The sequence below is a fragment of the Cryobacterium serini genome (assembly GCF_004404025.1).
GTDB classification, from domain to species: domain Bacteria; phylum Actinomycetota; class Actinomycetes; order Actinomycetales; family Microbacteriaceae; genus Cryobacterium; species Cryobacterium serini.
Genome location: NZ_SOHN01000008.1, coordinates 423308 through 447502 on the forward strand (window position 1 = coordinate 423308; position 24195 = coordinate 447502).

General features: G+C 66.2%; 20 protein-coding genes. 9 read left to right on the plus strand and 11 right to left on the minus strand.

Going from position 1 to position 24195, the window contains the following annotated elements; genetic code table 11:
• Positions 1-36: 36 nt before the first annotated feature.
• Genes E3T51_RS05335 through kynA form a run of 6 tightly spaced genes read right to left on the minus strand, consistent with a single transcriptional unit; the run spans position 37 to position 5447 of the window.
• Entirely contained in the window at positions 37-1326 is a 1290-nt protein-coding gene (locus E3T51_RS05335) for an MFS transporter (protein ID WP_134528427.1), read from the minus strand.
• Between the two features lie 3 nt (positions 1327-1329).
• Positions 1330-2028: a phosphoribosylformylglycinamidine synthase subunit PurQ gene (purQ, locus tag E3T51_RS05340; RefSeq protein ID WP_134528430.1), complete on the minus strand. Its 699-nt coding sequence runs from the start codon at positions 2026-2028 to the stop codon at positions 1330-1332.
• Positions 2028-2312 carry a phosphoribosylformylglycinamidine synthase subunit PurS gene (locus E3T51_RS05345; RefSeq protein WP_104190931.1) on the minus strand — a complete coding sequence of 95 codons (285 nt, stop codon included), beginning with the start codon at positions 2310-2312 and terminating at the stop codon, positions 2028-2030. Before E3T51_RS05345 ends, purQ begins: the two co-directional genes overlap by 1 nt.
• 53 nt (positions 2313-2365) lie before the next feature.
• Positions 2366-3700, minus strand: coding sequence for a kynureninase (locus E3T51_RS05350; protein WP_241989183.1), 1335 nt, complete (start codon positions 3698-3700; stop codon positions 2366-2368).
• Positions 3697-4596, minus strand: a complete 900-nt coding sequence (locus E3T51_RS05355) for an amidohydrolase family protein (RefSeq protein WP_134528433.1) — start codon at positions 4594-4596, stop codon at positions 3697-3699. Before E3T51_RS05355 ends, E3T51_RS05350 begins: the two co-directional genes overlap by 4 nt.
• The gene (gene kynA / locus E3T51_RS05360) at positions 4593-5447 is read right to left on the minus strand and encodes a tryptophan 2,3-dioxygenase (RefSeq protein ID WP_104190928.1); all 855 of its coding nucleotides are present in this window, start codon (positions 5445-5447) and stop codon (positions 4593-4595) included. Before kynA ends, E3T51_RS05355 begins: the two co-directional genes overlap by 4 nt.
• A 96-nt stretch (positions 5448-5543) precedes the next feature.
• On the opposite strand from kynA, the gene E3T51_RS05365 reads away from it, so the two are divergent.
• Positions 5544-6278 (plus strand): TetR/AcrR family transcriptional regulator, encoded by a 735-nt coding sequence (locus E3T51_RS05365; protein WP_134528436.1) that lies wholly within the window; start codon positions 5544-5546, stop codon positions 6276-6278.
• A 54-nt stretch (positions 6279-6332) separates the two neighbouring features.
• Here E3T51_RS05365 and E3T51_RS05370 read toward each other — a convergent pair whose 3' ends face one another.
• From E3T51_RS05370 to E3T51_RS05380, 3 genes are all read right to left on the minus strand, one after another.
• Entirely contained in the window at positions 6333-7184 is an 852-nt protein-coding gene (locus E3T51_RS05370; RefSeq protein ID WP_134528631.1) for a VOC family protein, read from the minus strand.
• A gap of 111 nt (positions 7185-7295) precedes the next feature.
• Positions 7296-8246: a phosphoribosylaminoimidazolesuccinocarboxamide synthase gene (locus tag E3T51_RS05375; protein ID WP_134528439.1), complete on the minus strand. Its 951-nt coding sequence runs from the start codon at positions 8244-8246 to the stop codon at positions 7296-7298.
• A 14-nt stretch (positions 8247-8260) separates the two neighbouring features.
• The gene (locus tag E3T51_RS05380; protein WP_134528441.1) at positions 8261-8962 is read right to left on the minus strand and encodes a FadR/GntR family transcriptional regulator; all 702 of its coding nucleotides are present in this window, start codon (positions 8960-8962) and stop codon (positions 8261-8263) included.
• A 127-nt stretch (positions 8963-9089) separates the two neighbouring features.
• Between E3T51_RS05380 and E3T51_RS05385 the strand changes: the two genes are divergently transcribed.
• From E3T51_RS05385 to E3T51_RS05395, 3 genes are read left to right on the plus strand one after another with little or no spacing between them, the layout of a single operon-like run.
• Positions 9090-10457 (plus strand): SLC13 family permease, encoded by a 1368-nt coding sequence (locus tag E3T51_RS05385; protein ID WP_134528444.1) that lies wholly within the window; start codon positions 9090-9092, stop codon positions 10455-10457.
• A 37-nt stretch (positions 10458-10494) separates the two neighbouring features.
• Positions 10495-11703 (plus strand): CaiB/BaiF CoA transferase family protein, encoded by a 1209-nt coding sequence (locus E3T51_RS05390; RefSeq protein WP_134528447.1) that lies wholly within the window; start codon positions 10495-10497, stop codon positions 11701-11703.
• A gap of 19 nt (positions 11704-11722) precedes the next feature.
• Complete coding sequence (locus tag E3T51_RS05395) at positions 11723-13231, plus strand: acetyl-CoA carboxylase carboxyltransferase subunit alpha/beta (protein WP_241989184.1); 1509 nt, start codon at positions 11723-11725, stop codon at positions 13229-13231.
• Positions 13232-13310: 79 nt separating this feature from the next.
• On the opposite strand, the gene purD is transcribed toward E3T51_RS05395, so the two are convergent.
• Positions 13311-14591, minus strand: coding sequence for a phosphoribosylamine--glycine ligase (gene purD, locus E3T51_RS05400; RefSeq protein WP_134528453.1), 1281 nt, complete (start codon positions 14589-14591; stop codon positions 13311-13313).
• Positions 14592-14643: 52 nt separating this feature from the next.
• On the opposite strand from purD, the gene E3T51_RS05405 reads away from it, so the two are divergent.
• On the plus strand, positions 14644-15021 hold the full coding sequence (locus E3T51_RS05405; protein WP_134528456.1) for a sterol carrier family protein: 378 nt from the start codon (positions 14644-14646) through the stop codon (positions 15019-15021).
• 432 nt (positions 15022-15453) lie between these two features.
• Complete coding sequence (locus E3T51_RS05410) at positions 15454-20019, plus strand: lamin tail domain-containing protein (RefSeq protein ID WP_134528459.1); 4566 nt, start codon at positions 15454-15456, stop codon at positions 20017-20019.
• Positions 20020-20085: 66 nt separating this feature from the next.
• Here the strand turns inward: E3T51_RS05410 and E3T51_RS05415 are convergent, their stop codons facing one another.
• The gene (locus E3T51_RS05415) at positions 20086-21003 is read right to left on the minus strand and encodes a ribokinase (protein WP_134528462.1); all 918 of its coding nucleotides are present in this window, start codon (positions 21001-21003) and stop codon (positions 20086-20088) included.
• A gap of 38 nt (positions 21004-21041) precedes the next feature.
• Here E3T51_RS05415 and E3T51_RS05420 point away from each other — a divergent pair, with 38 nt between their 5' ends.
• From E3T51_RS05420 to purM, 3 genes are read left to right on the plus strand one after another with little or no spacing between them, the layout of a single operon-like run.
• On the plus strand, positions 21042-21467 hold the full coding sequence (locus E3T51_RS05420; protein WP_134528465.1) for a hypothetical protein: 426 nt from the start codon (positions 21042-21044) through the stop codon (positions 21465-21467).
• Between the two features lie 12 nt (positions 21468-21479).
• Entirely contained in the window at positions 21480-23069 is a 1590-nt protein-coding gene (gene purF, locus E3T51_RS05425) for an amidophosphoribosyltransferase (protein WP_134528467.1), read from the plus strand.
• Positions 23066-24169: a phosphoribosylformylglycinamidine cyclo-ligase gene (gene purM, locus E3T51_RS05430; RefSeq protein ID WP_134528470.1), complete on the plus strand. Its 1104-nt coding sequence runs from the start codon at positions 23066-23068 to the stop codon at positions 24167-24169. Before purF ends, purM begins: the two co-directional genes overlap by 4 nt.
• Positions 24170-24195: the final 26 nt, after the last annotated feature.

Here is a 24195-nt window from a genome sequence, read left to right on the forward strand (position 1 = left end):
AAAATACTCCAGAAGTTGGTAGACGGTAGGCGAAAGTTACGCCCGAGGATGCGCCTGATCTTTTAGGTCATCCGCGGCCGGGTGTTGGTCAGGGTCAGGCGCACGAGTCGAGCGGGGCAGTTGGACGACCTTGGCCAGCACTGGAGAGAACAGCACCACGAGCAGCCCCGCCGCCGGAACAATGAGCAGGCCGAATCGGAGGGACGAGGCATCTGCTATCGCACCGACGAGCGGCGGCGACAGGAGAAACCCCGCCCGCAGGAGCCAACTCACGATCGTGAGGCCCGTGCCAGGCTTGAACCCTGGGAGTTCATTGGCGGCATGCATCGCTGCCGGGATGAGCGTTGCTACGCCAAGCCCGGCCAGGCCTAATCCGATCACCGTTCCGACGATTGTCGGGAAGATCAGGGCAACGCCCATTCCGACAAAGACGATCACGCCGCCGGTGCGAGCCACGGCGCGCTGGCCGAAGCGATCCACCAGTCGGTCCCCGAAAATCCGCCCGACAAACTGCATCCCCTGCAGGGCGATGAAGCCGAGACCCGCGACGAATGCCGATGCGCCGAGGGAATTCGACAGGTAGATCGCAGACCAGGAGCTTCCCGCATCTTCCACGACAGCGCCCGATGCCGCGATCATGACCAGCGCGGCGAGGACCGCGTATTTAATCAACGATCCCATCGTGAGCCCGGCTGCTTTCGGTCGGCTGTTTTCCGGAGCCAGAAACGGGGTGACCTCGGACGGTTCCGGACCATCCAGGAGCCATCGGTAGGCAACGAGCGCCATGAGACTGAACAGAACGGCTGAGACGGTGAGGTGAGCGGACAGCGGGATTGCCAGTTGCGCCGCCACCGCGCCGAGGATGCCACCGCACACCGCTCCAACACTCCACACCGCGTGGAAGGAGTTCAGGATCGATCGTTGGTAGAGCCGCTGCACTCGTAAGCCGTGCGAGTTCTGAGCGACGTCGGTGATCGAATCCATCGCTCCGGCGAGAAAGAGCCCGGCGGCGAGAGCAACCCAGACGGGGGCAACTCCGGCCAGAAGTATTCCGATGGCCGTCAGTGCGGTGGCCACGATCGCCACTCGAGACGAGCGGAAGCGGCGAACCAGTACTCCGGCCGTCAACCCAGCGATGAGCGCCCCGAGGGGGAACGCGGCGACAGCGAAGCCAAACGCCGCGTTGGTGAGTTCGAGGTCGGCTTTGATCTCGGGGTAGCGCGGCAAGAGGTTGGAGAAGAGAGCCCCATTGGTGAAGAACAGCACCCCCACGCCGGTACGAGCTCGACGCACACGGGTGGGGGGTTGCGCGGAGGGGCCCGGCATGGGCTAGCGCGCGACGAGCGCCCCGGCGATGACCGAGGTGAAGAAAGCCAGGCCGTCGACGCCGCTCGCCATGGCATCGTCGGTGTCGGGGCCGAACCCGGCCTCAACGGCGTGCTCGGGGTGCGGCATGAGGCCGACAACATTGCCGCGGGCGTTGGTCACGCCGGCGATGTCGTTCAGCGACCCGTTCGGGTTGCCGCCAATGTAGCGGGCCACGATGCGACCCTCGCCTTCGAGTGCCTTGAGGGTCTCGTCGGAGGCCATGAACGAGCCCTCGCCGTTCTTGAGTGGAATGACGATCTCGGCGTTGGCGGAGAACTCGCTCGTCCAGTCACTCGCGTTGTTCTCGATGCGCAGGCCCTGGTCACGGCAGATAAAGCGGCCCTTGTCGTTCCGAATGAGTCCGCCGTCAAGCAGATGGGCCTCGGTGAGCATCTGGAATCCGTTGCAGATTCCGAGCACGGGCATGCCTTTGTTCGCCGCGTCGATGACCTCGGTCATGATCGGTGAGAGGCTCGCGATGGCTCCGGCCCGCAGATAGTCGCCGTAGCTAAATCCGCCCGGCAGCACGAGGGCATCGACACCGTGCAGGTCGTGGTCGCCGTGCCAGAGAGACACGGCGTCGGCGCCGGCCAGACGAATCGCGCGCGCAGCGTCGCGATCATCGAGCGAGCCGGGAAAGGTGACGACGCCGATGCGCATCAGGCGACCGCTGACGAGGGGGCGTCCTGCACGTGGATGCCGACGACATCTTCGATCACGGAGTTGGACAGCACCGTGTCGGCGAGCTCGCGCACGGCGGCTAAAGCGTCGGCATCCGCTTCACCTTCGATGGAAATCTCGAAGCGCTTGCCGACGCGCACGCCGGTGACGTTTGCCAGCGCTGACTGGGTCTGACCGAGGCGACCGAGGGCGCCGGCGACGGCCTTGCCCTGGGGGTCAAGCAACTCGGCCTTGGGCATTACTTCGACGACGATCGTTGGCACAGGGCACTCCGCATACAGTCTGGGGCTTATAGTCGTGGCAAATCCCTACAATTCTATAGGCCGGGTCGACCGCGCTGGCCCGCCTCGGTGCGGGCCGACTCTGCTACGCCGCTCTGACCGAGCAAAATGCCGCGCAATACGTCGCGCACGGCGGCCACCCCGTCGTAGGTCTCCACGAAGCTCGTGCTGAACGGGGCGAGGCCGAGCCGCAGCCCGTTGGGTGCCCGAAAATCCGGGATCACATCGTTGTCCCACAGAATCTTCGTGACCTCGCGCATAAGCGGATGGTTGATGGTCACGTGCCCGCCGCGGTGGGTCTGCTCGCGCGGCGAGGCAACGGTGACCCCCATCGGCGCAAGCCAGTCATCAACAAGCGTGATCGCGAACTCGGTCAGCGCGACCGACTTGGCTCGTACCGCCCCGATCGTGGCTTCGCCCAGCATGGCGATGGTGTCCTGCATGGCGAGCATACCCAGCACGGCAGGCGTGCCGCTCATGAATCGACGGATGCCGGTGGCCGGCCGGTACCCCGGCCCCATCTCGAAGATGGCTTGAGAACCCATCCACCCCTGAACCGGCTGGGTCAGCACGGACTGCAGGTCGCTTTTCACATAGCCGAAGGCCGGAGCGCCCGGGCCCCCGCTCAGGTATTTGTAGGAGCAGCCGACCGCAAGATCCACGTCGCAGCGGTCGAGTTCGATCGGAACAGACCCGACCGAGTGGCTCAGATCCCAGAGCACGAGGGCATCATGCTCGTGGGCGACGGCCGTGATGGCCCGCATGTCGGCGAGGTAGCCGGAACGGTAGGCCACGTGGCTGAGCAGCACGAGCGAGGTCTGCGGGCCGACGACGCTGCGTACCTGTTCGGCGGTGACCCCGCCCTCGGTATCGGAATCGATCCACCGGAGTGTCAGGCCGCGCTCGCGCGCGATGCCTTCCAAAACGTATCGGTCGGTGGGAAAGTTGTCACTGTCGAGCACGATCTCGGTGCGTTGCGGCCGTGAATCCACGGCGGCCCTGGCCAGTTTGTAGAGCAACACGGTGGTCGAGTCACCGACGAAAACCTGCCCGGGCTCGGCGCCGAGGCAGGCCAGGCCGAGGTCGTCACCGATCTGCAAGGGCAGGTCCATCCACTGCTCGTCCCAGCCGCGAATGAGCCGGGTACCCCAGTCGTGTTGCAGAAAGTCGGCGATGCGTTCGGCGCTGGCCCGCAGCGGGCGTCCGAGAGAGTTGCCGTCGAGGTAGGCGCGTGGGTTGGCGGTCTCGGCGTCGGCGTCGGTTCCCAGAAACCTGGCGCGATAGTGCGCCAGACCGTCAATGCGGTCCATCCGCCGGGCAAAAGCGAGGGGGACATCGAGGCCATTCGCACCGTTCATAGTGGGTGTCATGCGAGAACCTCCAGTTCAAAACGGGTGAGGGCGCGAGCGGTGACGAGCCAGTCGGCGAAGTCTTCGGGGTTACGTGGTCGTTCGCCCGGAATAAAGGTGACCCGAGTGTCGGCCAGGGTCAGGCCGAGCGGTGCCGGCGAGCAGAGCGCGGTCAGGACGTCGTCGGGGGACAGTCCGGCGCCAAGCAGCGCCGTGATCTCACGGGAGTTCAAACCGAGTGGGAGTGGCCCGTTGCCGAGATCGGTACCGTAGAGCACCCGGCCACCGGCCGCATGGAACCGACGCAGATTGTCGCTCGCAATCTCAAATGCGGGGGTGGGGCGACCCCAACCGTGAATGTCCAGCGTGCTGATCCAGGTCATGCGTGCGGCCATCGCGGTCACGAGATCGTCGGCGAGGCGCTCCGAAAAAGGGGTGTGGGCGAAGGCATCCGCTCCGGCCACAAACGCGCGATCGGCCTGTCCCGCACCCTCGGCGTGTACGACGACCGGCAGCTTCAACTCGTGTGCCCGGCCGACGACCGCGGCCAGAGCCTCGGTGCCGAGCATCGGCCCGGCCAGTGAGTTCAGGGTGATTTTTAGAACGGATGCCCCGGCTGCCGCCTGCAGATCGACCGCGGCGGCGGCGTCCGCTGCTGAGGCGACCGCACAGCTCCAGCCGCGCTCGGCCCACCCGGCACGCAGAGGGTAGCCGCCGAAAGCAGTGATGAACTGGTGTGCGCATGCCAAATCGGGCATAGAAGAGTTGAGACCGTCCGGCAGCCAGCCGCCGAGGTCGAACACCCGAGCGATTCCGCCACCGGGCAAGAGGGTCGCGTCGATCAGGGCGAGGTGCACGTGGGCGTCGAGAAAGCCCGGCAACACCGAGCCTCGACCGACCAGAAAATGAGTGGTCACGCGCCGATCTCCGTGCGTACGGCGAATAACTCCGGGAAAAAGGTGAGTTCGAGAGCTTTTTGCAGAAAGGCTGCGCCGCTCGACCCCCCGGTGCCCTGCTTCGTGCCGATGATGCGCTGCACCGTCTTGAGGTGGCGAAACCGCCAGAGTTGAAAATTGTCTTCCAGGTCGACGAGTTCCTCGCAGGCCTCATAGGCGGCCCAGTGTTCGCTGGCATTCTCGTAGATTCCGCGAAAAGTTTGCACGAGCTCTGGGCGAAATGTCCAAGCCTCGGTCACGTCGCGTTCGAGCACATCGGCCGGAATATGGAAGCCGTCCCGGTGCAAATAGCGCAGAAACTCGTCGTAGAGGCTGGGCGCTTCGAGTGTTGCGGTCAACAGGGCGTGGGCCGGGGCATCCGCTTCGAAAACCGTGAGCATGCGGCGGTTCTTGTTGCCGAGCACGAACTCGACCGCGCGGTATTGATACGACTGGAACCCGCTGGAGTTGCCGAGATAGTGCCGAAACTGGGCATATTCAGTGGGTGTCAGGGTGGCGAGCACCGACCACTGCTCGGTGAGGGTGCGCTGAATATGCTTGACCCGGGCGATACCCTTCAGGGCTGGCGCGAGCTGGTCCTGACGCAGTGCCTCGATGGCCGCGTGCAGTTCGTGGAGCACAAGCTTGAGCCAGAGCTCTGTGGTTTGATGCTGGATGATGAAGAGCAATTCATCGTGGTGTTCCGGAACGCTGACCGGCTTCTGCGCATCGAGCAGCGTGGGCAGGTCGAGGTAGGCCCCGTAGCTCATCTTCTCTCGAAAATCGGTGACAATCTTGGGGTCGAATTCGCGAGTGTTGTTCTTGAGAGTCATCGGGTTCCGTTCGGCTTGTTCAAATTGTGCGCAGGTTGCAGCGATGGGCGCAACACCAAAGCGAACCGTGCCGGCCGAAGTTCTAGACTGGACCGCATGACCCCGCCGACCCGAAAGCCTCAGGATGGCGTGCCAACCCCGTCTGCACCCGAGAAGTCTGCCCCCGAGAAGCCAGCACCCGTGCCGCCTCGTCGTCGCGACGCCCGGCTGAACCGTGACCGCCTCATTGTGTCGGCCCGCGCCCAGTTCGCGCAGCACGGTATCGATGCTTCACTCGAGGAGATCGCGCGTCAGTCCGAGGTTGGCGTGGCGACCCTGTACCGCAACTTTCCGACCAGAGACGACCTTGTGCGCGCGCTTTATGACCTCGCCCTCGCCGAACTGCACGCGGTGCGCGGAGAGATCGAGGCGGCGCCCAACCCGTGGGAGGCGCTCGTCATCTACACCGAACGGGTTGCGGAATGGCTCGTCGCTGACCCGGCGCTGCCGCCGATTTTGCGCCGCATGGCCCAACTGGACCCGTCGGCGCGACCCGCCGCCGAGTTCGACGGCTTCATCGCAAGTCTCGTGGCCCGCGCGAAAAAGGACGGCACCCTGCGCCGGGACGTGGACGCGGTCGACCTCGCTGTGCTTGTCACTATGGTTGGATCGCTGGGCGGCCTCGGCGCCGGCTATGCCGGCCAGTGGCGTCGGCAGCTCTCCATCGTGCTCGACGGCCTGCGCGTGGCCGACGCGCCCCGGCCCAAGCTGCCCGGCCGCCCGCTCAACGTCAAGGACTACCAGGCCACCGTGCACGGGCTCACCCGTCGCGCCGCTCGCGCCGCACGCTGATTCGTCGCCGGCACGTCGGCGTCCCCGGTGCTGCCCGCGGTGCTGCCCGCGGTGCTAGAGCGTCGCGACCGGGTCCGAAGCGGATGCCGCACCGCTGGCGCGCACCCGGATGCGGTTGGCCCACGGGTCGTCAAACGCGAGGGTCTGCCCGTCGTGACTGGTGGGGACTTTGTAGTGGGTCATCCGCTCGTCGAGGGCGCCAATGTCGTCGGCGCCGGGCACGGTGATGCTGATCTCCCCAAGACCCAGCGCCAGGCGGCGCTTGCCGCTGCCCGAGCTCTCCCAGGTATTCATGGCCATGTGGTGGTGGTAGCCCCCGGCCGAGACGAACAGGGCGGAAGGACCAAAGTTTGCGGTCGCCTCGAAGCCGAGACGGTTCACGTAGAACTCGCGAGCGCTCGCGACATCTCCGACCGAGAGGTGCACGTGACCGACGACGGCGCGGCCCTCACTCGGCGCCGCCGACAGATGCTCAGAAATGAAGGCGTTCGGGTCGAGGTGGAGCGAGGCCATTTCTACCTGGCCGTGGGTCCAACTCCACAGGGTGCGGTCGCGGTCCCAGTACAACTCGATGCCGTTTCCCTCCGGGTCGGTGAAGTAGAAAGCCTGGCTGACCAGGTGATCGGCGCTGCCGGTGAAGGTTCCCGGGGACTTCGCGCCGATCGAGTACACGGCGGCAGCGAGGTCGGCCTGCGTGTCGAACAAAATGGCTGAGTGGTAGAGCCCAGCCGAGCGCGGTTCAGCCGCGGCGAGCTCGGGCGCGTGCTGCAGAATAACGAGCGGTGTCTGGCCGCGCCCGAGCACCGCGACCGGCCCGTCATGGCTCTGTAACTCGAGCGTTACGACGTCTCGGTAATAGGCGATCATGGCGTCGAGGTTGCCCACGCGCAGGGTCACCGCGCCCATTCCGGTGTCGGCGGCCAGCAAGTCCTTCGCGCTTAGAGTCACAGCAGGCACAACTCAGGCGTTGCCCGGGCTATTCCGCTATCCCCAGGCATCCGGACGGCAGTTTGCGTCTCAGGCGCCGGTGAGGCGCTCGAGCAGTTCGCGATAGCGGGCAGCCGTCTGCTCCACGATCTTGGCCGGCAGCTCGGGCGGGGCGCCGGTACCGTCCCAGTGGGCGGCGAGCCAGTCGCGCACGATCTGTTTGTCGAAGCTCGCCATGCGCTCGTCGGGCGTCGTGCCGGTGTGCCAGGCTTCTGCGTCCCAGTACCGACTGGAGTCGCTCGTGAGCACCTCGTCGGCGAGCACGGTCATGCCGGTCTGCCGGTCGGCGCCGAATTCAAACTTGGTATCGGCGAGAATGACGCCGGTCTTCTCGGCGATCGCTCCGGCCGTGGCAAAGAGGGTGAGCGAGAGGTCGCGGAGTTCGGCGGCAACGCCCGCCCCGACGAGTTCGATCGTGCGCTCGAACGTGATGTTCTCGTCATGCTGGCCCAGTGGAGCCTTCCACGCGGGGGTGTAGATGGGTTCCGGCAGGCGGTCGCCGTTCTGCAGGCCGGCCGGCAGCGCAATGCCGCACACCGACTGGGACTCGACGTATTCCTTCCAGCCGCTGCCCGTCAGGTACCCGCGCACAACGCATTCGATTGGATACATGTCGAGGGTGCGGCAGAGCATTGCCCGGCCAGCGACGGGCGCCGGGATGAGCTCGCGCACGGTGCTTCCGAGCTGTTCGTGGTCGGCGACGAGGTGATTGGGGATGCCGGTCAACCGGTCGAACCACCACAGGCTGAGGGTCGTGAGTAGCTCACCCTTGCCCGGGATGCCCGGCTCCAGCACATGGTCGAACGCGCTCACTCGGTCGCTGGCGACCACGAGCACCCGGGAGGCGCTCGCCAGGTCGGCCGGGGCATCCGTCGTGCCGCCGGTCGGAATATAGAGGTCTCGCACCTTGCCCGAGTAGGCATGAGCCCATCCCTGCAGTTCGCGGGCGACGGATGCTGAGGGCTGCGCGGATTCGGTCACGCTTGTATTCTCTCCTACTTCAGCAGGGCAACGTCGGAGACGAGCTTGATGTGCGAGAGCATCGCCGCGCTCGCGGCCGCGACGTCTCGTGCCCGGATCGCCGCGGTGATCGTGCGGTGCGAGGCCAGGGACTGCTCGGGCCGGCCGGGCTGGGCCAGGGACTCCAATCTGGTTTCGAGGATCATCTCGGCGATGAACGCCATGAGGTGGGCGAGGACGGGGGAGTGGGCGGCGGCCGTGACGGCCTGGTGAAAGAGCTCGTCTCCCTGCGCGCCGCGGTCGCCGAGCGCGATTTCCTCGGCCATGACCTGCACGGCGTTCTCGATTGCCGCCAGGTCGGCATCGGTTCTTCGCAGCGCGGCGAGCTCGGCCAGTTTCACCTCCAGGGTGCTGCGAGCCTCAACGATTTCCGGCAGCCGGTTTCGGTGGTCACGGAGTCCCTTGATCACCGTGGCGATGCTGGGCCGGTACACGAGTACGGCGCCGGTGCCGTGCTGAACGTCGATGACTCCGAGCACCTCGAGGGCGACGAGCGCCTGCGCCAGCGTGGCGCGAGAGACACCGAGGCGTTCCGCAAGATCGCGCTCGGCGGGCAACAGGTCGCCGGGGCCCAGATGGGCCGACTCTATATAGGACAGAAGCTGCGCCACGAGCTGTTCGTACAGCCGTGGTTTCGACACGCGCGACAGGGGCTGGGGTTCAAGGTCCTGGGCCACGCGGGTGCCTCCTCATCGAAGTGTGACCCTCAGGGTACACGGGCATTGACAAACTCACCTACTATCTAGGAGGCTAGTCCAGTGAGCCAATAGCCCACTTTCGCTTAAAAATCATGGAGGAACAAGGATGTCCGCTCCCATCATCTCGATCATCATCCTGGCGGTGATGTTTCTGACCGCCACGCTGCTTCCCGTCAACATGGGGGCGCTGGCTTTCGTTGGTGCCTTCCTGCTCGGCGCCGTCTTCCTCGGCATGGAGACCACCGACATTCTCGCCAATTTTCCCGGCGGGCTCTTCCTGACCCTCGTGGGGGTCACGTACCTCTTCGCGATCGCGCAGGGCAACGGCACGATCGACCTGCTCGTGCGCGGATCGGTGCGACTGGTCGGTGGACGGGTAGCCCTCATCCCCTGGATCATGTTCATCATCACGGCCGTGATCACCGCCGTGGGTGCTCTGTCCCCGGCCGCCGTGGCGATCGTGGCGCCGATCGCGCTCGGCTTCGCCCGCAAGTACAAGATCAGCCCACTGCTCATGGGCATGATGGTGATTCACGGAGCGCAGGGCGGCGGATTCTCGCCCATCGCGGTGTACGGCGTGATCGTCAACAGCCTCATCTCGACCACGGGACTCGACGCGAGCCCCACGGCGGTGTTCCTGTCGAGCCTCATCTTCAACTTCCTGATCGCCGTCGTATTGTTCATCGTGCTTGGTGGCCGAGGGCTGCTCTCCAGCCGGGTCGGCCATTTTGTGGAGCAGGCAGCCGAGGCTCGGATGGCGGTCAGCGTGGGCGCCAGAGCCGGTGGCGACGTGGCGTTCAAGGGCTTCGGCTCCGGCATCTACGGCCCCCGCGACCCGGCCGGTGATGGCGCACAAGAGGCGCCGAGCCGTGCCGAACGCATTCCTCAGCTGATCACCATCGCCGGCCTCATCGCCCTGGCCGTCATCGCGCTCGGCTTCAAGGTTGATGTCGGCTTCGTAGCCATCACCATCGCCGTCATCCTCGCCCTGGTCTCACCCGCTGCGCAGAAGGGTGCCGTCAACAAGATCAGCTGGTCGACCGTGCTGCTCATCTGCGGCATGCTCACCTTCGTTGGCGTACTCGAAGAGGCCGGCACCATCGAATACGTATCGGATGCCGTAGCCAACCTGGGCATGCCCCTGCTGGCAGCGCTGCTGATTTGCTACATCGGCGCCATCGTCTCGGCGTTCGCCTCCTCGACCGCCATCCTGGCCGCCCTGATTCCCCTCGCCGTGCCGTTCCTGGCCACCGGCGAAATCGGCGCGATCGGCGTGATCTGCGCCCTCGCCGTGGCATCGACCATCGTGGACGTGTCGCCGTTCTCCACGAACGGTGCTCTCGTGCTGGCCAACGCCCCCGACGACGTCGACAAGGACCGCTTCTACAAGCAGATCCTGGCCTACAGCGGCATCGTCGTGGTGGCCGGCCCCGCCATTGCCTGGGCGGTGCTGGTTCTGCCCGGCTGGCTGTAGACGCACCCGCATACCGCACATCGAAAGAGGACTGACTATGAGCACGGACACCCAGACCCGAGCGCGTGGTCCACTCGAGGGCTATCTGGTCGTTGACCTGAGCCGTGCCCTTGCCGGGCCGCACGCGAGCATGATGCTCGCCGACCTCGGGGCACGCGTCATCAAGGTGGAAAATCCCGGAACGGGAGACGATACCCGGGGCTGGGGTCCGCCGTTCGTCGGTCCCGACGACAACCTGCAATCCACCTACTTCCTCTCGTGCAACCGCAACAAGGAGTCGATCGCCCTCGACCTGAAGAGCGACGACGGCCGCGCGGTGCTGCGCGACCTGCTGCTGCGCGCCGACGTGGTGGTCGAGAACTTCCGCCCCGGTGTTCTGGACCGCCTCGGGTTTTCGCCTGAGGCGATGCACGAGCTGAACCCCTCGCTCGTTATCCTCTCGATCACCGGTTTCGGCCACGACGGCCCCGAGTCGAGCCGCAGCGGCTACGACCAGATCCTGCAGGGCGAAGCCGGCCTCATGTCACTGACCGGATCCGGCCCCGACGACCCGCAGCGGGTGGGGGTACCGATCGCCGATCTACTCTCAGGCATGTACGGCGCCTTCGGGCTGCTCGCGGCCTTGCTGCAGCGCGAGCGCACGGGGGAGGGGCAGATCGTTCGTACGTCGTTACTGGCCGCGCTCGTGGGAGTGCACGCCTTTCAGGGCACCCGTGCCACGGTGGCGGGCGAGGTGCCCGAGGCCCAGGGCAACCATCATCCGTCGATCGCACCCTACGGACTGTTCGCGTGCCGCGACGGCAGCGTGCAGATCAGCATCGGCAGTGAGAAGCTCTGGGCCACCTTCGCGGCCGAGTTCGGCCTCGATCCCGCCCGAGCCGAGTGGGCCACCAACGCGCAACGTGTGCGCAACCGGGAGAGCCTCAAAGCGGCGATAGCGGATGCCTTCGCTCACTTCGATGCCGTGCCGCTGCTGCAGAAACTTGCGAAAGCCGGACTTCCGGCCGGGAAGGTGCGCTCGTTGGATGAGGTCTACCAGTGGGACCAGGTGTTGTCGCAGGGGCTGTTGATCGACGTCGAGCATGACGTGCTCGGTAAGATCAGCCTCCCGGGCCCGCCGCTGCGGTTCTTCGGACCCGCCGACACGGCCGAGACGACCAACACCACGCACTCTGCCCCGCCGGTGCTCAACCAGCACGGCACCGAAATACGTGACTGGCTCAATCGCGCTGTCGAAGGGATCTAACGTGCCGAACAAAAGCGTCGTGACCGAACCGAAAACCCGCCACCTCAGCGCCGCCGAACTCATTGGGGTGGTACTGGATGAGGGATCGTTCTCGAGCTGGGACCAGCCCGTAATCGATCCCGACCCGGACGAGGCGTACCGCCTTGATTTGGTGAAGGCTCGGCAGAAGAGCGGCAGTGACGAATCCGTGCTGACGGGTGAGGGCCTGATCCGCGGGCATCGGGTAGCGATCGTGGTGAGCGAGTTCGCGTTCCTGGGCGGATCGATCGGACTCTCTGCCGCGGACCGTATCGTCGACGCGATCGAACGCGCCACCCGCGACGGGCTGCCGGTCCTGGCCGGACCGGCCTCCGGCGGCACCCGTATGCAGGAGGGCACGCTCGCTTTTCTCTCCATGGTGAAGATCACCGCCGCCGTGCGGGCGCACCGGCAGGCGGGGCATCCGTATCTTGTCTACCTGCGGCACCCCACCACGGGCGGGGTCATGGCGTCGTGGGGATCGCTCGGGCACGTCACGGTGGCGGAGCCGGGCGCGCTGCTCGGGTTCTTAGGCCCGCGGGTCTATGAAGCGCTCTACGGAAAGAAGTTTCCGGAAAACGTGCAGGTCGCCGAAAACCTGTTCCACCACGGCCTGATCGACGCTGTCGTTACGCCCGAGCAGCTGCCGGAAATCGTCGACCGGGCGCTCACCATCCTCACCGGCAAGGCGACTACCCCGGTGCCGGCCCCGGAGACGATGCAGGTGCTCCCCGTTTCTGCCGGCGCATGGGCATCCATTCAAATCTCGCGAAACCCGCGCCGGCCCGACCTGCGCCAGCTGCTCGCCTATGGCGCGCACGACGTGCTCCCGCTCAACGGCACGGGCGAGGGCGAAAACGACCCGGGGCTCATGCTCGCCATGGCGCGCTTCGGGCAGCAGAGCTGCATCGTTCTCGGCCACATCCGCCCGCGGCCGTCGCGAGACACCACGATGGGCCCGGGGTCGCTGCGCGAGGCCCGCCGGGGTATGCGCCTCGCCGAAGAACTCGGCTTGCCGCTGCTCACCGTCATCGATACGGCCGGGGCGGCTCTGTCGAAAGAGTCAGAGGAGGGCGGGATGGCCGGTGAAATCGCCCGTTCCCTGAACGAGCTCATCGGACTGCGGTCGGCCAGTGTGTCGGTTTTGCTCGGCCAGGGGGCCGGCGGTGGGGCGCTTGCACTGTTACCGGCCGACCGCACCATAGCCGCGCAGCATTCCTGGTTGTCACCGCTGCCGCCAGAGGGCGCGAGCGCCATCGTGCACCGCACGACGGAATTCGCCCCGGCCATGTCGGAGGCGCAGGGTGTGAACGTTGCGTCGCTCTTTGCCAATGGGATCGTCGACCATATCGTCGACGAGCGCCCCGATGCAGCCGAGGAAGGACGGGCATTCTGCCAGCGGATGGCGGCGGCGATCGAGTACGAGCTGTCCACACTTTCAAGCGTGCCCGTAGACCAGCTGCTCATGCGCCGGGTGTCGAAGTTTCGCGCAATGGGGCGACGCACCTAAGCCCACTGGTCGGCGACGCTCCTGGCGCGTTGGCCGCCGACGGCCCGGCCATCACCGTCGCGCGGTGGCGGGGACTCGCTCAGGCGACGCGGGCAGCTATGTCCGTTCGATAGTGCGAACCCTCCAGCGACACCTGCCCGAGCGCCTGGTAGGCGCGGGAGCGGGCCTCGGAGAATGAGGCGCCCACGGCGACGACGCTGAGCACTCGGCCGCCGGTGGACACGAGCGTACCACCTTCGTCGCCGTCGCCCGCGGTCGCGGTCGCGGCGTGTGCGACCGTGACGCCGGGCACCCGCAGTGCGGCGTCCAATCCGGTGATCTCGCGCCCGACCAGCGGGTCCTGGGGGTAATTCTCGCTCGCGAGCACCACGGCCACGGCCACGTCGGCACTGAACTCCGGCCGCGGCAGCGTGCCGAGTGTGCCGGCCGCCGCCGCAAACAGCAGACCCGACAGCGGCGTGAGCAGTCGCGGCAGCACGACCTGCGTCTCGGGGTCTCCGAAGCGGGCGTTGAATTCGATGACGCGGATGCCGGCATCCGTCAAGATCAGTCCGCAGTAGAGCAGCCCGACGAACGGGGTGCCCTCGGCGGCAAGCTGCCGCACGGTCGGCAGCGCAACCGTCTCGATGATCTCATCGACGAACTCGTTCTCACTGCCGAACTCGGCGTCAAGCCAGGGCAGGGGCGAGTAGGCGCCCATGCCACCGGTGTTGGGGCCGGCGTCGTGGTCGAGGGCGCGTTTGTAGTCCTGGGCGGGCGAGAGCGGTAACACGCTGTGGCCGTCGCTGAGCAGAAACAGCGAGATCTCCTGGCCGTCGAGAAACTCTTCGATAAGCACGCTGCCGTGTTCGAGCCAGAAGGCGGCGTGCGCGAGGGCTGCGGCGCGATCCGGCGTGACGAGCACGCCCTTGCCGGCGGCGAGGCCGTCGGCCTTGACCACGTAGGGCGCTCCGAACTCGTCGAGCGCAGCCTCGGCCTCGGCGAGGGAGCCAGCGCGCACGGCGCGGCCGGTGGGAACCCCGGCCTCATCCATGATGCGCTTGGCGAAAGTCTTACTGCCCTCGAGGGCAGCGGCGGCCCGGTCGGGCCCGAACACGGCGATACCGCGGGCGCGCAGGGCGTCGGCGACTCCGGCCACGAGAGGAGCCTCCGGCCCGATGACGACGAGTTCGATGCTGTTCAGCACGGCATAGTCGGTGACGGCGACCGGGTCGTTGGCATCGAGCGCTACGACCGCAGTTTCGGCGGCGATACCGGCGTTGCCGGGGGCGCATACGACGTTCGGTCGCGGCGTCTCACGAAGCAGTGCGGTAATGATGGCGTGCTCGCGGGCACCGGAACCAAGGATCAGGATTTTCACCGTTTCAGGCTACCCGATGCCCCGAGCCCGGCGGATCGGGCAGACTAGAACCATGGCACGAGCACGCATCGACGACGGAGCCGGCCGTGCGGCCGTGCGGGCGGCCCTCGCCGCGCTCGCCGCTGGATCCAGCGCGAGCCGAGACATTCGGGCGCAGGCGGTGCGCTACACCCTGCAATTGCTGGCCGAACAGGCCGAGGGCAACACCGTCGAGGTGCGCGTGCCGCCGTTCGGCGCTGTGCAGTGCGTCGCCGGCCCTCGCCACACCCGCGGTACCCCGCCCAACGTGATCGAAACGGATGCCGCCACCTGGCTCGCGCTCGCGACCGGCACCCTGCCCTGGGCGGACGGCCTGGCGAGCGGCGCCATCCACGCCTCCGGGTCCAGGGCCACCCTGATCGGGCATGTGCCGGTGCTGCCCCTGCCTTAGTGGTTGAGCTTAAATGTCCGGCGTAAGTTCGCGTTGAGTGAATAGTGCTGGTGCGTCTTATTTGTGACGAAAATCGTTGTTATCTTCGATAATGCACAGCTCGCTGCGGCGCTGAATCACTCGACATGCGAGACGGCCGGCCCTGGATCCGCGGCCTGCTCGCGTTTGACCCCGCCCAAACCTGGCGCCCCGCCGGTCAAAACCGTGCTGCCACGCCCGTCGAAAAACCCACCTGGCACAGGTGACACCCTCGCCTCGCTGCTGCAGGCAAATCAAGCTCGCGCTGCCGTGACGGGCCACATCCTGAGGCTCTGACCTCGGGACACGCGTGGCAGGGGTAGAAACCCCGTTTGTTCATGTGGAAGACATGTCCGCGATAGGTGCCGACCATAGCTTGAGCGAGACCGCTCCCATGAAACAGAGGCCTGCTCCGTGCGCAAATCGACTCGTCCGTTTCGTCCGTCGATGTTTGCGCTCGGCCTGGTGCTGCTAATCGGTGGGGGCGCCGGAGCCCTTGCACCAGGGGCGTCAGCGACGGCGGCCGAAGCGGCACTGCCCCCGCTCCTGGTCACCGAAGTCACCCCGGACAACGTCGGGTACGACAATTTCGAGTTCTTCGAGGTCACGAACACAACGACCGTGGACATCGACTTCGCGGCCGCCGGCATCGGCCTGGCCTACATCTTCACGGACTCGGATGACCGCACCAAAGACGTACCCTTCGTCATCCCGGGCGGCACCGCCATCGCTGCCGGGACAACCACGGTGTTCTGGGTCGACTACACCACCGCGACCGTCAACACCCAGGCGTTCACCGAAGCCGATTTCCGTGCGCATTTCGCCACCGAGACCAGCTCTGCCGACGTGTATCCGGTGGTGCGGATCACCGGACAGCCGGGTATGGCAAACGGCGGTGGGCGCGGAATCCGCATCGTCGACGGCACCAACGCTTCGATCAGTTGGGCTGTCTACCCGGCCGGCTCCGTCTCCGTCGACAAGAGCGCCCACTTCAGCGCCCCGGCAACGAGTACATCGCCATCGCAGGAGCTGGTGCAATCGCTCGGCACACCGACCCCTGGCAACCCCGGCCCGGACACAACTCCGACCCCGACCCCGACCTCGAGTGCGACCCCGAGCGCGACCCCGAGCGCGACCCCGAGCGCGACCCCGACGCCGCCGGCCCCCTCCAATGCCGACACCGCACCGCTGCAGATCACGGAGATCACGCCGGACACGACCAACGTCGGATCGGCCGACGGCGGCGAGTTCATTGAGGTCTACAACGCCACCAAGGCTCCCATCAATTTCGGGGACTACACGCTCAACTACCTGTATCCGCTGGCCGACCTCACCAACAGCTCGACCGTGCGCTGGCCGAGCACCCCGAACGACATTATCATCGCCGCCGGCGGAAACCTGGTTTTCTGGATCAAGAACGGCCAGAACGACGCCCTTACCGACACGGATTTCAACGCTGCATTCGGCTCCGACCTCAGGATGGGGCTGGATTTGGTCGAGGTTTTCAGTGGTGGAATGGCCAACGGTTCGGCGCGTGGCATCGAGATTCTGACCAACACCGGTTTCAGCGTCAATACCGCCTATTACAACCTCGCCGGCGCCGACGACGTCGATGCCAACCAGGGAATCCAGTATGGCAACGACGGGAGTAACCCGGGTCGCCAGCTCAACCTCGGCAAGGCCGCGGCCAATCCGGGCAAGGTTTTCGCGGCGCAGGTGCCGAGCGACCTCAAAACGGTCGCCTCCGACACGACCGCGCCGGTGATCGACGACCATACCCTCGCCGAGATCGATCCGGCCGTCAACTTCGCTCTCGCGGCCACCGTCACCGACGACGTGCAGGCGCGAACCGTCGAGCTGCACCTGAAGAGCAACATCGACACCGACTTCGCGACCACAAACCTGTCCACCGACGGCGCCGGCGGCTACCGGTACGACCTGCAACGGGTCGACCTCACCGGCAAGCGCTGGTACGAGTACTACTTCACGGCCGGCGACGGCAGTACCGAAACCAGCACCGCGGTCGTGCGGGTCGAACTCACCGGCGTCGACAACTCACCGGTGCGACTGAATGTCACCGACGGCCAATTCGTCGCCGGCAACACAGTGCTCTCGGCCGCCGGAGACAGCAGCACCATGAGCTTGAGCATCGACGACCAGATCGTGCCGACCAACCCTGAGCTGGAATTCGCCCCCCAATTCGTGTTCGAGGTCACCGCTGTCAATACCTTCTTTCAGAACGGCGTGCGCATCGGCACCGACGTGCTGCGCATCTTCGACGACGGCATCCCCGAGGGCTGGGAGACCATCGCGACGCCGGTGCCGCTCACCTACGTGAAGCAGGGCGAGAACCTCGTTGTCAGTGTCTGGGCCGGCTCCAAGGTCGCCCCCGAGATCAACCCGAACGAGAACAACGACGACTTTCAGATTAGAAACATGCGCCTGGTTCTGCCCGACGGTCGCAGCCTGCAACCCACCGGCTACAGCGACCCCAGCCTCGCGCTCAACATGGGCGACAGTGCCGGCAAGCTCGACTTCTACAACTCGAGCTTTACCGTTCCCCAAGACGCCTACCAGGCCGTCGCCTACGACTGGGACACCACCGCGGTTGCCGACGGCGCACACAGCGTAAACGCGAGCAACGGCATCGACACGGTGCGGCGCTCTGTGACGGTCGACAACACGGCTCCCGTCGTGACGACAACCGCTGTTGCCGGCCAGCTCTACCAGGGTGAATTCATGCTCGAAGGTGCCGCGACGGATGCCGGTGCCGGCTCCGACACGCTCGCCGCGACCCTCGACGGCCTGCCCATCGAGCTGCCCTACGCCACCTCGTCGATCAAACTCGCAGACGGGGAGCACACCCTGTTGCTTACCGCCCGGGACAACGTCGGCAACGTCGGCGAGCTCAGTACCGTCTTCTCCACCCCGGTCGAGGAGCCCGGCAACGAACTGATCACGCCCCTCGACGGCGCCATCGTCGAGGAAGGACCGCTCGACCTCAGCGCGCGGGCGACCGACCCGACCGGTGACCAACTGAACGTCACCCTGCGGCGGGGATTCACGGCATCCGCTGCCGACAGCACCGTGCGCGGTTTTTCGGGCACCACCGCCATTGCGAACGGCACGGAGCGGGCGACCAAGACCCTGCTCACCGGCGACCAGGTCGCCGCGATGGCGCGGCTGGACGGCGCCGTCGAACCGATCACCTCAGACTCGCAGTTTCCCTACCAACTGTTCGAGGTTGATGTGCCGGCCGATGCCGGCGCTGATTTCACCGCGCGGGTGCGCTGGGACGGCACCGCGAATGCCGACGCCAAGGTGTTGCTCTACGTTCAGAACCTCAGCACGGGCGTGTGGGAGGAGTTCGACCGCCACGTGACCATCGGTGAGGGCGCAACCGCCTTCACCCTCGAGGCCATGGTGCCGGCACTGGGCCACGTGCAAAACCAGATTCTGACCGTACTGATTCAGCACTCCGAGGGCTTTGCCGGTGCTGACCTCTCGGACCGGTCGAGCGCCCTGCCGGTCAACAACGTGAACGACACCGCGCGGGCGAACTACGACTTCACGCTCGCCGTGGAATCCGACACGCAGTACTACAACGACACGTTCTACCAGCGTCAGCTCGACATTCACGACTACCTGCTCGAGCAGCGCGCTGCCATCAACCTGCAGTACCTGTTCCACACCGGCGACATCGTGGACAACTTCGAAGCCGAACACCAGTGGACCAATGCCAATGCGGCCTACAGCATGCTCGACGACGCCCAGCTGCCCTACGGCGTGCTCGCCGGCAACCACGATGTCGGCCAGAAAGATGCCGACTATGCCGCGTACAAGGCCAATTTCGGGGCCGAACGCTACGAGGCCAACCCCTGGTACGGCGACAGCTTTGAAGACAACCGCGGCCACTACGACCTGATCACGGCCGGCGGAATCGACTTCATCATGCTCTACCTTGGCTGGGCGCCGAGCGCCGAGGGTATCGCCTGGCTGAACGAGGTGCTGGCGCAGTATCCCGAGCGCACCGCCATCCTCAACCTGCACGAATACATGCTCACCACCGGCGGACTCGGGGCGGTGCCGCAGCAGATCTACGATGATGTCGTCGCGCCGAACGCCAACGTGGCGATGGTCTTCTCCGGCCACTACCACGACGCGTTCACGCGCGTCGATCAGTTCGACGACAACGGCGACGGCACCCCCGACCGTTCGGTCTACCAGATGCTGTTCGACTACCAGGGCCTGCCAGAGGGAGGCCAGTCGTTTCTGCGGCTGCTGCACTTCGACAACGCGGCCGAGCAGATCAGCGTGCGCACCTACTCGCCGTACCTCGACGCGTATAACTCCGACGACCCCACCCTCGACTTGGAGCACCAGGAATTCACGGTGCCCTACGCGGCCTTCGGCATGACGTCGATGCAGAAAGAGCTCGCAACGGATGCCTTCACCGTCGATATCCTCAGCGAAACCGCGATCGCAGCGTTCGAGGCAGTGGTGAGCGGCACCACCGTGACTGCCAGCTGGAACCCCGGCGTTGGTACGCACGGCTGGTTCGCCTACTCGAAAGACCCCTACGGAGCCGTTGCGTATTCCGAGGTGCGCACCCTGACCGTCGCGGCGCCGGTCGTGGTGCCCGAGGTGACGAGTTCCGAGCCGGTGATTCCCAGCGTTTCGGTGCCCACCGCGTTCGATTCGTCGCGGAGGGTGGTCGCGGCCGTGTTGACGCCCGCCTCGCAGGCCTTGGCCGACACAGCGCGCGCGGCGCTCGCTGCAGAGATTGCCGCTGTACCAACGGATGCTGCTGCCGCAGCCCCGCACACCGCGGCCGACGACGTCGGTGTCGTGGGTGAGGTCACTGCCGTCGACGACGTGGTGCCGTTCACCATCTGGACGATCGCCCTGATCCTGCTCGGTACCCTGGCCGCCGCGGCGACCGCGGTGGTCACTATTCGGGTGGTGCGCACCCGCTCCTGAGTCGGGTCAGGAGAGAGCAAAAAGCGCCCGTTGAGCCACCCAATCGGGTCGTTTACTACGCGTTCGTTAACGGAGGATTGCGTCGACCTCGGCCTGGGCGGGCATCGAGGTGGTCGCCCCGGCGCGGGTCACCGCGATCGAGGACGCGACCGTGGCATAGCGCACGGCGTCGATCATCTGATCGGGCGTGACATCGGTGCCGCGCACGTAAACGACCGCGAGGCGTGCCACGAGCGCCCCGACGAAGGTGTCGCCAGCCGCAGTCGTATCGACCGCCGTCACCGGGCGAGCCGGGGCGAGACCCAGGGCTTCGCCGTCGAACGCCACGACCGAACCCTCCGAACCCAGCGTCACGATCGCCCAGGTACCGCCGGCGCTGAGCACCTCGGCTGCGCGCACCGGGTCGCTCTCCCCGGTGAGTTCGGCGGCTTCACCCTGGTTGGGAACGACGAGGTCCACGGAAGCGAGAAGGCCGGGCGGCAACGGCACTACCGGCGCTGGCGTGAGCACGGTGAACACACCGGCCGCGCGAGCGAGGGTGATCCCCTCCTCCACCACCCGGGACGGCAGCTCGCACTGCATCACGAGAAAGCACGAATCGGCAACAACCGCGCGCTGCTCCACGCTCAGGGTGGTGACCGTGGCATTGGCCCCCGACACCACGACGATCGAATTCTCGCCGCTGTCCACGACGGAGATGTGGGCGGTGCCGGTGGGGGCATCCGCTGTGGCAAGTTCGGTGGAACGGATGCCCTCGCGCACCAGCAGCGCGCGCAGCTCGGTTCCATAGGCATCCGCTCCCACCGCTCCCAGAAAGGTCACGTCCGCGCCAAGGCGAGCGGCGGCAACCGCCTGGTTGAGCCCCTTGCCGCCCGGGACCGTGCTGAAACCGGCCCCGAAGATTGTCTCACCGGGCAGGGGGAGGCGCGCCTGGCGCACGACGAGGTCCATATTGGCGCTTCCAAGTACCGCAATCGTGTTCATATAGCCAGTCTCCCATCTGCCCATGGGACAATGGACGGGTGAGTTCCCCCGAGCAGCCCCAGGACCCGTCGGCCGACATCGTCGCCGACAACCCGACCGCCAATGAGACCGTACTGGCGGAGACGACCGTGACCGTGCATCGGGCGCCGCGATACCGCAATTTTATGCTGCTCGGCGCCATTGTCGGGGTGCTGCTCGCCCTGATACTCACCATTTCCTTCCCCGAGAACGACGAGTACGACCGGGTGCAGATCTTCGGATTCCTGCTGCTCGGCGGTCTTGCCGTCGGCACGACGCTCGGTGCGATCGTGGCCCTCGTGATCGACCGGATCATTGGTCGCTCAAACGTGTCGGTCATCGCCGATAGACTAGGGGCGAACGAAGTAAGTACCAACGAACTGCGTACCGCTGAGCCTGGCTCCGGCGCTCCCAACGATGATTTTCAAGCGTTCAACGAGAAGTAAAGAGGCTGCGGCTTGCCCGGTGGCGACGGACTGTTAAATCACGATCTTCTTCCCAATGAAAAAGGCCCGCAAGATGCCTGTGGCGTCTTCGGTGTGTGGGCTCCCGGTGAAGAGGTGGCCAAACTCAGCTACTTCGGGCTGTATGCCCTGCAACATCGGGGTCAGGAATCGGCCGGAATCGCTACGAGCGACGGCACCAAGATCCTCATCTACAAAGACATGGGACTTGTCTCCCAGGTCTTCAACGAGGCCTCGCTGAGCACCCTGCTCGGGCACATCGCCGTCGGGCATACCCGCTATTCCACGACGGGTTCGTCGAGTTGGCAGAACGCCCAGCCGACCCTCGGCCGTACCTCGAGCGGAACGGTGGCCCTCGGCCACAATGGCAACCTCACCAACACCGCTGAGCTGCTGCAGCTCGTGCGCGAACGATATCCGCAGGTTGATGGCGAACTCGCTCGCGGTAACACCACCGACACCGCAGTGATCACCGCCCTGCTCACCGGCGACCTCGATCACACCCTCGAAGCCACAGCGCTGGAGGTGCTGCCGCGTCTTCGCGGTGCCTACTGCCTCGTTTTCATGGATGAAACCACCCTGTATGCGGCCCGCGACCCGCAGGGGGTGCGGCCACTGGTGCTCGGCCGCCTCGAACGCGGCTGGGTCGTCGCCTCCGAGACGGCAGCCCTCGACATTGTCGGGGCGAGCTTCGTGCGCGAGGTCGAGCCGGGTGAGCTCATCACCATCGACGAGAACGGGCTGCGCACCCAACGATTCGCGAAGGCCGAGCCCAAGGGCTGCGTCTTCGAGTACGTCTACCTCGCGCGACCAGACACCACCATCGCGGGTCGCGGCGTGCACGAGGCCCGGGTCGAGATGGGGCGCCGCCTCGCCGCCGAGCACCCGGTCGAAGCCGACCTCGTCATTCCCACCCCGGAATCCGGCACCCCAGCGGCCATCGGCTACGCGCAGGCGTCGGGCATCCCGTTCGGCCAGGGCCTGGTCAAGAACTCCTACGTGGGGCGCACCTTCATCGCGCCGTCGCAGACCATCCGCCAGCGCGGCATCCGCTTGAAGTTGAACCCGCTCAAGAACGTCATCAAGGGCAAACGCCTCATCGTGGTCGATGATTCGATCGTGCGCGGCAACACGCAGCGTGCCCTCGTGAGCATGCTGCGGGAGGCCGGCGCCGCCGAGGTGCACGTGCGCATCTCGAGCCCGCCGATCACCTGGCCGTGTTTCTACGGCATCGACTTTGCCAGCCGCGCCGAACTCGTCGCTACCGGCCTCGAGATCGACGAAGTGCGCCAGTCGATCGGCGCCGACAGCCTCGGCTACCTTTCCGAAGACGGCATGATCGAAGCCACCGAGCAGCCGCGTGAGCGCCTCTGCACGGCCTGCTTCACGGGCGTGTACCCGATCGCGTTGCCGGAATCGCAGCACCTCGGCAAGAATCTGCTCGAGCGACCTGCCGCCTCCAACGGATGCGACCCCGGTCCGGATTCCGAACTGGAAGCCGTTCTGGCGCCCGCCGTGCGCCGAGAAGAAGCCCTCGCCCGTTTGGGCCAGGTACCGTTCGGTGACCCGGGAAGACCAGAATGAGCAATTCGTCCTATGCAGCAGCCGGAGTCGACACCCGGGCCGGGGACCTCGCGGTCGAGCTCATGAAGTCGGCCGTCTCCAAGACACACGGCCCAGAGGTCTGGGGCGGGGTCGGCGGCTTCGCTGGATTGTTCGACGTGTCGTTCCTCACCAAATTTCGGCAGCCCCTGCTGGCCACGTCGACGGATGGTGTTGGCACCAAGGTCGCCATCGCCCAGGCGATCGACAAGCACGACACCATCGGGCAAGACCTGGTCGGCATGGTCGTCGACGACATCATCGTGGTCGGTGCGCGCCCGCTGTTCATGACCGACTACATCGCCTGCGGCAAGGTCGTGCCAGAGCGCATCGCCTCGATCGTGGCCGGCATCGCCCGTGCCTGTTCCGAGACGGGAACCGCTCTCGTCGGCGGAGAAACCGCCGAGCACCCGGGCCTCCTCGGGCAGGACGACTACGACGTGGCTGGCGCGGCCACCGGCGTGGTCGAGGCCGACCAGGTGCTCGGCGCCGAGAAGGTCGTTTCGGGTGACGTCGTCATCGCGCTGGCCTCCAGCGGTCTGCACTCCAACGGCTACTCGCTCGTGCGCCACATTCTGGCGCAGCGTGGCATCGGCTACACCGATACGTCGGCTGAACTCGGCGGCATGGTCGGTGAGGTGCTCCTCGAACCGACCCGCCTGTACACCGGCCCGCTGCTCGACGTGATCAACGATCCAGAACTGGCCGGCGCCATCCACTCGCTCAGCCACGTCACCGGCGGCGGGATCGCGGCAAACCTGGCCCGCGTGCTGCCCTTCGGGTCCTGGGTCGAGGTTGACCGGTCCACCTGGTCGCCCGCCCCCGTGTTCCGGGTGCTCGGCGACATGGCCGGGTCCACGTTGGAAAGCGCGGAGGGAACCTGGAACCTCGGAGTGGGCATGTTCGCGGTCGTGGATGCGGCATCCGCTTCATCGGTCATCGCCCGTATGGCCACGAGCGGTATCCCCGCCTGGGTCACCGGGCGCGTCTCGCGCGCCGCGCACGACCTGACCGGCTTCGAGCAGGGTGCCAAGGGCGTCAACGGCGGCGCTGTGCGCCTCGTCGGGGCCTACGCGAACTAACGCGCCCGAAGACTGCGGCGCACGCG

What these genes read in the sequence shown, in the direction of transcription:
- E3T51_RS05365 (WP_134528436.1), top strand. Translation starts at nt 5,544, where the DNA reads ATGACCCCGCCGACCCGAAAGCCTCAGGATGGCGTGCCAACCCCGTCT.
- E3T51_RS05415 (WP_134528462.1), bottom strand. Translation starts at nt 21,003, where the DNA reads ATGAACACGATTGCGGTACTTGGAAGCGCCAATATGGACCTCGTCGTG.
- E3T51_RS05390 (WP_134528447.1), top strand. Translation starts at nt 10,495, where the DNA reads ATGAGCACGGACACCCAGACCCGAGCGCGTGGTCCACTCGAGGGCTAT.
- E3T51_RS05350 (WP_241989183.1), bottom strand. Translation starts at nt 3,700, where the DNA reads ATGACACCCACTATGAACGGTGCGAATGGCCTCGATGTCCCCCTCGCT.
- E3T51_RS05370 (WP_134528631.1), bottom strand. Translation starts at nt 7,184, where the DNA reads ATGGGCGCGGTGACCCTGCGCGTGGGCAACCTCGACGCCATGATCGCC.
- purM (WP_134528470.1), top strand. Translation starts at nt 23,066, where the DNA reads ATGAGCAATTCGTCCTATGCAGCAGCCGGAGTCGACACCCGGGCCGGG.
- E3T51_RS05385 (WP_134528444.1), top strand. Translation starts at nt 9,090, where the DNA reads ATGTCCGCTCCCATCATCTCGATCATCATCCTGGCGGTGATGTTTCTG.
- E3T51_RS05405 (WP_134528456.1), top strand. Translation starts at nt 14,644, where the DNA reads ATGGCACGAGCACGCATCGACGACGGAGCCGGCCGTGCGGCCGTGCGG.
- purQ (WP_134528430.1), bottom strand. Translation starts at nt 2,028, where the DNA reads ATGCGCATCGGCGTCGTCACCTTTCCCGGCTCGCTCGATGATCGCGAC.
- kynA (WP_104190928.1), bottom strand. Translation starts at nt 5,447, where the DNA reads ATGACTCTCAAGAACAACACTCGCGAATTCGACCCCAAGATTGTCACC.
- E3T51_RS05335 (WP_134528427.1), bottom strand. Translation starts at nt 1,326, where the DNA reads ATGCCGGGCCCCTCCGCGCAACCCCCCACCCGTGTGCGTCGAGCTCGT.